A 6,473-nucleotide genomic window follows, 5' to 3' on the forward strand; every position below is an offset into this window, starting at 1 on the left:
GTGAAGGCACATCTTTTCGGCGATAAACATTATGGACGGGGTAGTGCTGTCCAAGGTGGGGCTTGGGAAATCCCGAGGTTATAGTGAAGGCGACGCGAACAGATCATCGTTCGCGGGAAATAGTATTTGCCTGCAGTACATATCGTACTGGTCTCGAAACGTTGGGTAGAGTTTGGGGAGTAAGTTCATGGTTCCGACAATTCAACTGGATAGCAAATCACCCGGTGCACTTGAATTCGTATCGCGCAAGGCTGGGAATGGAATACATCTTCATAGACATGGCTTGACCGAATCTTGCCTGGCTCTGCTAGACGAGCGAGTGCTTGACCGACAATGTCTTGCGCAATGCCTGACCGCCTATGGCATCGGGAAGGAAATCCTGTCGTTCGGCTCGATCGAAGAGTGGCGGCATCAAGAGAATGCACTGTCGATATCGGCTATTCTGCTGAACGTGGGCAGCCGAAAGGTGACAGATGCAAGGACCGGCAGCGAAATCGCCGATCTCGTGAATGAGGCCCACCCGGTTCCAGTGTTGATTTTGGCCGATACCGACGATCTGGAGCAGATTCTGAAGGCGTTGAATTATGGCGCAAAAGCCTACATCCCTTCATCGATCCGTTTCGAGATCTGTGTTGAAGCCGTAAATCTTGTCCTTGCCGGCGGCACATTTGTGCCGGCAAGCAGCGTGCTTGCCCAGCACAAGGCAATCGACACAACCGCCGATATGACGAGGCCCATGGCGAGTGTGTTCACGGAGCGGCAAGAAGAGGTCGTCCAGGCTCTCAGGCGTGGCAAGGCGAACAAGATAATCGCTCATGAGCTCAACCTTCGCGAGAGCACGGTCAAGGTCCATATCCGCAACATCATGAAGAAGCTGAAGGCGACGAACAGGACGGAGGTCGTCTACAAGCTCAATGAGATGTTTCCTGGCGCCCACCTGTTGGGCCGATCGAGCTAAACGGTTGTCATCATAACAGTGGCGCGGCTGCATGCTCGTAGCGGGACCCATCGGTGGCGATGCTGCTCGAGCGTTGCAGTTCGCCGCTCTTTTTGTTGCAGATATGGATTGAAGCCATGCTAGACCGGCCGTCGGCGGCAATTGCTCACAAGCCATGGCTTGGGGCGGACGCACCGCAGGACTTTATCAGCCTCGCTGACGTTGTCTCGTTTGCTCGGCAGTATCTTTTCTCGATTCTTGCGTTCGTCGTCGCCGGAATCGTTTGCGCCACGTTCTACTTTGCTACCTCAGATCCTATTTATTCGGCGCGCACCCAGATCCTGATCGAACCGAAGATACCCAGAAACCTTCAGCAGCAACCGGCCGAAGTGAACCTGTCGCTCGACACCGCTCAGGTCGAGAGCCAACTTGCAGTTCTGCGCTCCCAGAAGATCGCGATGATGGTGATCGATGATCTTGGACTCCTGGACAATCCAACCTTCAGGGATCTGGACGGTCCGACCATCGGCGAGAGGTTTCGCAGAGCCTGGATGGGCATCGTCGATGCCGGCGGATTCCATGCCGGCAATGCTGCGCTGACGGATTTCTTCCATAGCGTGCTGCCCTGGCCGGATCGTTTGGAGGTGAACGGGCCGCAGCTGGAATCCGAGCGTCGGCGTCGCGCGGTGGAGATATTCAGCGATGGTCTGGATGTCCAGCGTGTCGGTGTCTCCTATGCAATGGACATTACATTCCAGTCTCACGATCCGGCATTGGCCGCACGCGTCGCAAACGCCACAGCAGAAGCGTTCGTGCGCGAGCAAGTTCAAACAACAACAGCAACGGCTAGCGAAGGCATCGCATGGCTGGAAAGGCGGATGCGGGAGGTCGGTGATCAGATGAACAGGGCGACCCGGGTCGCCCAGGAGTTTCGCGCAAAACACGACTACAGCATCGGTCAGGACGAGACGCCCGTCGCCGGACAGGACCTCGTACACAGCGAAGGAAAGCCAACACACCAGATTACGCTGGAGCAATTGGAGGTTACCGCCGACACCTATCGAAAGATGTATGAAAGCCTGCTCGCGGCATATACAAACTCGGTCGACCAACAGCCTTATCTGATCGCCGATGCTCGCGTGATCACGTCCGCGACGAGCCCCAAGAAGGCAAGTCGGCCGCGCAGGACGCTGATCCTCGCCTTTGGCGCACTTGCCGGGATGGTAGCTGGCATCGGGTTCGCCGTGGCGCGACGCGGGCTCGATCGGAACGTGAGGACCCCGCGTCAGATCCGTCGCGAACTGGGCCTGGCCTGTATTGGAGAATTGCCGCCGGTCAGCTTCAGGCGGGGTGGTTTTGGCCGGCTTGACGAGGTACTCAGGAACCCGGACTCTTCATTCAGCGGCAGCCTCAGGAGCGTCAAGGCGATCATGGGCCTGGCCGGGGCCAACGCTTCAACGGGGCGTCGCATCGGAATTACATCCGTGTCCCCCGGCGACGGCAAGAGCACCGTTGTAAGCAATCTGGCGGCGCTGTGTGGGGGGTCGGGCACGGCGACCCTCGTGATCAACGCCGACGATAAGTCGGCACTGGCCAACGAACGTCTCTTTTCCTCCGATTTCACCGTGGTCGATCGGGATTCCGGCAACCCTAAAGGCATCAGCAAGCAAATCCAATTCATTGAAAAGACATCGTTCTATTATTTGAAGAACGATGCGTCGAATTGGGCGAATTTGCTGATTCCCGATAATATGGAGAAATTGCTGAACGAAGTTGGCAGTTACAGTATCGTCATTGTTGAACTGCCACCGTTCAGTTCCGGTGCCGAAGGGCTTGCTCTCTGCCCGCTTCTTGATGGCGTGATTGTGGTGGCGCAGTGGGGCGTGACGTCGCTTGATCAGCTGGAAGACCTGACGCAGACACTCAAAAACACCAATTCCTCCGTCCTTGGCGTGTTGATGACACGTGTTCGTACTGTTTCGGCCCGGCGTTACCGGAAGCGCGCAGGTCAAGCGCCGCGCTGACATCCTGGCCTCCTCTCGGCAGCACGTCGCGCGCAAAAAGCATGCCCTCGGCCTTGAAGCCGGCTTGAACCGAGGGTGCGCAGCGGTTTTGCGATAACGACATGCATCAAAAACAAGAACTTAAAGCGCGTCGCATGAATCCATTCAAATGCGACGCGCTTTAGAGTCCGCGGCAAGTCTCGACACCGCCCCGTCAATCCGACACTTGCCCGTCAAAGGGAATCCGCGCCCCTTCGGGGCGTCGCGAGTCGAAAAATCGATTCCGATATCGTGCCAGGCATTGAACGGAGCAGCCATTCGTCCATACCCGGCCTAGCAACTAAGGGGTAGGCCACGCTGCCAAACACCCCCGATCTACCACCTTTTCCTTGCTTGCCGGAGATCATCCGTCGTCGACAAGATGCAGGCTATAAGTTGAAAATCGAGCGCAAGCGGAAGATGTCCAACGTAATCGAAAGCAACCTGCGGCAGTGCGAAGACCTGGCTGTTGAAGGCTGGGCTCTACTGGTCGGAGCCGGGCCCCCCGCGACATCGCTTCTTCGGCGCGACAGCGACGCGGCCGCACGATCGATCACGCCAGACCTTTCGTCGCCTCAACTCAACGCAAGCCATGACCATGGCGCCGTTCCGTTTGAGCCGGATATGCGCACGGCAAGCATTGACGACGATGTGCGGACCGAAAGCCGACAGCCTCTCGGCGGTTGGGCCAAGAGGCTGCTGGATCTGATGGTAGCCTCGACAGCGCTCATTCTGGCCGGTCCGATCTTGGTTCTTACACCACTTCTGATCAAGGCCACCACAGGCGGTCCGGTGCTGTTCGTTCACCACCGTATTGGATTCAACGGAAAGGTCTTCGACTGCTACAAGTTCCGCACCATGGTACCGAATGCCGAGGAGGTGCTCCAACGGCATCTGAGCTGCAATCCACAAGCCGCCCAGGAATGGGCAGCCAATCAGAAACTGAAGTGCGATCCGCGTATCCTGTTTTTCGGAAGGATGCTTCGCAAATCGAGCCTGGACGAGCTGCCGCAGTTGTTCAACATCTTGCGGGGCGACATGAGTTGCGTCGGCCCGCGTCCTGTCGTTGCCGACGAATTGCAACGCTATGGCGCCGCATCGCATGAATATTTGAAGACGCGGCCAGGACTGACCGGCCTCTGGCAGATAAACGGGAGAAACACAACTGAGTATTCGCACCGCGTATTGCTGGACACGCAGTACGTTCGGACATGGTCTCTACGCCTCGATCTTTCGATCCTGATGCGGACGATACCGGCCATGATGAAGTTCGATCAGACCTCCTGACCTTGGCGATGTCAGGGGCGCGGCAGAAACGGCCTCAAGCGATTTTCGCCGACAAGGGATTGTCGCCCACTCTATTGTCCCCTTGGGCGATGCCGCAGCACGGCAATTGCAAGGCCGACCAGGTAGGCAATTTGGGTGACGACAACAAGATAAAACGTCGAGCGGATGGTGTTTGGAACAGACAGGTGAAGAAGACTGCCTACAGCGACGCTGCCGACGATCACCACCAAGGTCGTCACTATCAGCGCCGGCGCGCGCAACGTAAGCCCTATTGTCAGGGCAAGACCGGCAACGCCGATAATGGCGAGCAACACGGCGACCTCCTCCCTGGGTCAATCTACGCTGCGAGAACCAACCTTATCCTAAGCAAATCAGAGTCGCTGGTTTTTGTGAAGCCAAGCATTCAGCTCAGCGGTTCCGGCGGGGCCGTCAGGGTCTGGATCATTGATGGTCGGAGTGTGAAATGCAGGTTTCCCTCGTTGGGGCACTGATTTGCATGGGACTGCTGGCCCTCGTCGTTTATATGCGCTGGTCGCTGATCACTGCACTGATTGCCTCGCTGGCTTTTGGTGCGACGGCAATCGGGACAATAACCTCGCTTGGCGGTTCATCGCCGCTTATCTTTACCGTCTTTGATATGCTCGTGATAGTAGCCGCGCTGGCTCGACGGGGAATCTGGAGAGAAATAGGCGCGGTCTTCGTTCGTATAGGTGCCGCATGGATCGTCTGCGCGCTGATGATCTATGTCTGCATCGGAGCGCTGTTATTTCCGAGGCTCTTTGCAGGGCAGACAAGCGCCTTCGTCGCTTCCCGCACCGGCAGGGGCGTCTACGAAGCGGCCTTGGCGCCGGTATCGGCCAATATCTCTCAGGCGGGATACTTTATTCTGGGAGGGCTGACGTTCCTGGCGGCCTGTCTGCTGCTTCGGCGCAGCGGCACGTTAGCGGATATCAGGCGGGGCTTCTTCCTGTGGTTCAGCTTGCACGTGCTGATGGGCGCCCTGGATTTGCTGGGCAAGGTGCTCGGTGCCGGCGACGTCCTTGCCCCGATCCGTACGGCCAACTACGCCATGCTGACGCAGGTCACGGAAGCTGGGTTCTGGCGGATCGCGGGGGCGTTTTCAGAGGCATCGTCGTTCGGTGGGGCATCGCTGGCAGGGCTGGCGTTCACCTACACCTATTGGCGCAAGACCGGATCCAAATTCGCATTGGGGTTAGGAGCGGCCCTGTTTGTTCTCCTGCTGCTGTCGACATCGTCGACCGCCTACGTTGGTCTTGCAATCGTAAGCGTGCCCGTTGTCTTTTCCATCGTGAAGTCGCTCGCTTCAGGTCGGCTGAGGTTGGGGGAGGCACTGCTTATCGCGTTGCTACCGCCCTTGCTCCTCTCCGCGATGGCCGCCAGTCTGTTCTATCCACATTTCTTCGATCCGGTCTTGCAGCTTGTCGACAACACGGTAATCAACAAAGTCACATCAGCCTCCGGCCAAGAGCGCAGCTACTGGAACTACAAAAGCCTGCAGTCTTTCTTCGATACAGGTGGACTGGGGGTCGGGTTGGGAAGCTCGCGCGCCTCGAGTTGGCCGATCGCGGTGCTTTCCCAGTTGGGGCTGTTCGGCACCGCGATGATGACAGTTCTGTTGGCAATGCTGGTGCGGGGGGTGCGGGGTGGCCGCGGTCGCATCGATCCCGAGGTCGACGCGATCGCGTCGAGTGTCCGCGCTTGCGCCTTATCGGCGCTCGTGGCTGGATCCCTGGCAAGCGGCGGCGCCGACCCGGGTATCGTTTTCTTGATTCCTCTCGCCGTCGTTCTTGTCAGCCGGTTCTTGCCTGTTGAAGACGACAGTGTTGCTGAGGCGCCTGTAAGGACGCTCCGGCATTCGCGCGATTCCAGCGAACAGGTGATTAAATCGCAGGTCGGCACTGTTCCCGGCCGCGCCTAAAGCGATCTAGGCTCGTCGACCGTGAACTATCCGCAAGCCATTGATCTGGCATGTTGATTGAGGCGGATAGCGGCTTTGGAATTGCAGGATTGGCGGTTTATGAGCGCTGTTTTCCTACAATTCGGTTTTGCGATTCCCTTGTGCTGCGGAGCGTGATTCACTCGGTTCGGCGGCGGCGAATCGACGGGACGGCGAATGTCCAAGCCACGCGAGAAGCGCGAGACGGGAGAGCAGGATCTGTTCCGCTCCAGGCTCGATCAGATCATCA

The 6,473-nt window shown here is 57.8% G+C and carries 5 protein-coding genes; 4 read left to right on the top strand and 1 reads right to left on the bottom strand.

Going from position 1 to position 6,473, the window contains the following annotated elements; all coding sequences use genetic code 11:
* Nucleotides 1-187: 187 nt before the first annotated feature.
* The 3 genes from AC0L3O_RS23845 to AC0L3O_RS23855 all read left to right on the top strand — a co-directional run bounded on the left by AC0L3O_RS23845 (nt 188) and on the right by AC0L3O_RS23855 (nt 4,266).
* Nucleotides 188-958, top strand: coding sequence for a response regulator transcription factor (locus AC0L3O_RS23845; RefSeq protein WP_287050089.1), 771 nt, complete (start codon nt 188-190; stop codon nt 956-958).
* Between the two features lie 59 nt (nt 959-1,017).
* Nucleotides 1,018-2,961, top strand: a complete 1,944-nt coding sequence (locus AC0L3O_RS23850) for a GNVR domain-containing protein (protein WP_473533942.1) — start codon at nt 1,018-1,020, stop codon at nt 2,959-2,961.
* Nucleotides 2,962-3,375: 414 nt separating this feature from the next.
* The gene (locus AC0L3O_RS23855) at nt 3,376-4,266 is read left to right on the top strand and encodes a sugar transferase (RefSeq protein WP_473533778.1); all 891 of its coding nucleotides are present in this window, start codon (nt 3,376-3,378) and stop codon (nt 4,264-4,266) included.
* Nucleotides 4,267-4,337: 71 nt separating this feature from the next.
* On the opposite strand, the gene AC0L3O_RS23860 is transcribed toward AC0L3O_RS23855, so the two are convergent.
* Complete coding sequence (locus tag AC0L3O_RS23860) at nt 4,338-4,580, bottom strand: hypothetical protein (RefSeq protein WP_287050091.1); 243 nt, start codon at nt 4,578-4,580, stop codon at nt 4,338-4,340.
* A 149-nt stretch (nt 4,581-4,729) separates the two neighbouring features.
* Between AC0L3O_RS23860 and AC0L3O_RS23865 the strand changes: the two genes are divergently transcribed.
* Nucleotides 4,730-6,205: a hypothetical protein gene (locus AC0L3O_RS23865; protein ID WP_287050093.1), complete on the top strand. Its 1,476-nt coding sequence runs from the start codon at nt 4,730-4,732 to the stop codon at nt 6,203-6,205.
* Nucleotides 6,206-6,473: the final 268 nt, after the last annotated feature.

Source organism: Mesorhizobium sp. WSM4810 (genome assembly GCF_055811235.1).

What these genes read in the sequence shown, in the direction of transcription:
- AC0L3O_RS23845 (WP_287050089.1), top strand. Translation starts at nt 188, where the DNA reads ATGGTTCCGACAATTCAACTGGATAGCAAATCACCCGGTGCACTTGAA.
- AC0L3O_RS23865 (WP_287050093.1), top strand. Translation starts at nt 4,730, where the DNA reads ATGCAGGTTTCCCTCGTTGGGGCACTGATTTGCATGGGACTGCTGGCC.
- AC0L3O_RS23850 (WP_473533942.1), top strand. Translation starts at nt 1,018, where the DNA reads ATGCTGCTCGAGCGTTGCAGTTCGCCGCTCTTTTTGTTGCAGATATGG.